The organism is Microbacterium sp., assembly GCF_049661145.1.
Lineage (GTDB): Bacteria > Actinomycetota > Actinomycetes > Actinomycetales > Microbacteriaceae > Microbacterium.
Window position 1 is genome coordinate 1 of sequence record NZ_JBASZT010000154.1, and the last position, 2,465, is coordinate 2,465.

The 2,465-nt window shown below is 68.2% G+C and carries 1 protein-coding gene and 2 pseudogenes; 2 read left to right on the forward strand and 1 reads right to left on the reverse strand.

The genetic code is table 11. The features are described from left to right. Both WBP48_RS07000 and rpe read left to right on the forward strand, forming a co-directional pair. Positions 1-391: pseudogene (locus tag WBP48_RS07000) on the forward strand (rRNA small subunit methyltransferase B); the annotation flags it as partial. Positions 392-508: 117 nt separating this feature from the next. Next, the gene (gene rpe / locus WBP48_RS07005) at positions 509-1,180 is read left to right on the forward strand and encodes a ribulose-phosphate 3-epimerase (RefSeq protein WP_424438116.1); all 672 of its coding nucleotides are present in this window, start codon (positions 509-511) and stop codon (positions 1,178-1,180) included. A gap of 30 nt (positions 1,181-1,210) precedes the next feature. On the opposite strand, the pseudogene WBP48_RS07010 reads toward rpe, so the two are convergent. Then, a pseudogene (locus tag WBP48_RS07010) lies at positions 1,211-2,425 on the reverse strand (ISAzo13 family transposase); the annotation flags it as partial. Positions 2,426-2,465 lie beyond the last annotated feature (40 nt).

Here is a 2,465-nt window from a genome sequence, read left to right on the forward strand (position 1 = left end):
CCGGATCCTCGTCGATGCCCCCTGCACCGGCCTCGGCGCCCTGCGCCGCCGCCCCGAGGCGCGGTGGCGCAAGCATCCCGCCGACGTGCCGGAGCTGGCCGCCCTGCAGGCCGGGTTGCTCGCCGCGGCGTTCGAAGCACTGACCCCCGACGGCGTCGTGGCGTATGTCACCTGCTCACCGCACCTGGCCGAGACGGCCGCGGTCACTGCCGATGCGCTCCGGACGTTCGGCGACCGTGCCGAAGAGCTCGATGCCCGTGCCGTGATCGCCCGCATCAGCGATACGGCGATGGACCTCGCCGCGCCCGTCGACGGGTCTGGACGGGCGCAGCTGTGGCCGCATCGCCACGGCACCGACGCGATGTCGATCACACTCCTGCGCAAACACTGATGTCTTGACGGCGCGGTGCAGCCAGGCGCCCGGGTGCGGGCGGGGCGCATCTTGCCGCTACCACACGCGCGTAGCGACCATCTGCGACCCCGCGGGGCGCCGCATAGGGTGGATGTCGTGTCCGACAGCGTTCGCATCAACCCCAGCATCCTCGCCGCCGACTTCGTCAACATGCAGGCCGAGCTCGCGCGCATCGCCGCGGCCGACTTCGTGCACGTCGACGTCATGGACAACCACTTCGTGCCGAATCTGACGTTCGGGCCACAGATGGTCGAGCGCATCCAGGCGACGAGTCCCGTGCCGCTGGATGTGCATCTCATGATCACGGATGCCGACAGGTGGGCGCCCGGCTATGCCGAGCTCGGCGCGGCATCCGTCACCTTCCATCTCGAGGCGGCGACCGATCCGATCGGCCTCGCCCGGCGCCTCCGGCAGATCGGTGCGCGCGCCGGTGTCGCCGTCAAACCCGCAACGGGAGTGGACAGTCTGCTCGACGTGCTCGACGAGTTCGACCAGATCCTCGTGATGACGGTGGAGCCGGGCTTCGGCGGTCAGTCGTTCATGGCCGATCAGCTGTCCAAGGTCAGCCGGCTGCGCGAGGAGGTGCGCCGACGCGGCTCGCAGGTGTGGCTGCAGGTGGACGGCGGGGTGTCCGCGTCGACGATCGCCCAGGCCGCCGAGGCCGGCGCCGACACGTTCGTCGCCGGGTCCGCCGTGTTCGGCGCCGACGACCCCGACGACGCGATCGCCGCCCTGCGGCAGCTCGCCGTCGGCGCCCACCGCCACTAAGGGGGCGCGAAGTAATTAGCTGTGCGTGTCGGGGTGGAGTGTGTAGTTCCATTCGCCGTGCCAGTCGTGGCGGGTCAGTACGCCGTCGTTGACGAGTTTCTGCATCTGCGTGTCGGGGATCTTGATCCCGGCGGGATACTCGGCGGTATCGAGTACGGCCTCGACTCGTTCACCGGAAGCGGTCCGGGTCGCGCCGATGCTGTTCACGACGACTTCTCGGCTGGTCAGGGGGCGGGCACGCCAGTTGATCGAGATGCGGGAGAACAGGCGGTGCTCGATCTTGTTCCACTTGCTCGTTCCTGGCGGGAGGTGGCAGACCGTGATGGTCAGGCCGGTCTCGGTGGCCAGTTGGGCGAGTTCGGTCTTCCAGAGCCTGGTGCGGTACCCGTTGGAGCCGCCGCCGTCAGCAGTGATCAGCAACCGGGATGCGCCTGGGTAGGCGCCACGGCCGACGGTGTTCCACCACGAGCGGATCGTGTTCACCGCGAACGCGGAGGTGTCGTGATCGACGCCGACCGACACCCAGCCGGTGTCGGCGGCGACGTCGTAGACCCCGTACGGGTTCACCTTGCCCAACTCCTGGTCCTTGAAGTCGTGCACGTTCACCGCCCGCGGCGCACCCTTCGGATGCCACTCTCGCCCGTTGTTGCGGAACTCGCCGATGAGTTCCTTCTTCTTCGTGTCCACACTGATCACCGCGTCCCCAGCCATGATGTGATCGCGGACCTGGCCATTGAGATAGGAGAACTGGGCGTCCCGGTCCGGATGCTGACGGCCCTCGATCTGCTTGCTATTGGCCTGCAGACTGAAGCCCTGCTCCTTGAGAAGCTGCGCGACTTTCACCGAGCTGACCGGATGCCCCGACGCCGTCAGCTCATCGGCGAGGTTCTGGGTCGACAACGTCGTCCACGACAGCGCCGATTCTGGATCTCCCCGCCGGGTCGGCTCCACCAGCGCCAACAGAGCCTCCACGATCCCCGGATCGGTCTCGGTGATCGGCTTGCGTCCCGCGCCGGGCCTGCGCACCCGCCCGAGCGGCTCCACGCCGGCCTCCAGCTCCGCGACACCCTGCTGCACCCGCGACCTCGACGACCCCGACGCCCGCGCGACCGCCGCGATCCCGCCATGACCCAACGATCTCGCCTCGGCCGCGAGCGTCAGCCGCTGCGCCCGCTCATCCAGATGCGGCAGCAACGCATCGAACTTCGCCCGCAACGCGACAACAGTCTCAGGAGCAATGGCCATACACCATTGTCCCACGCCAACTCATATCAGAAGTAGTTAT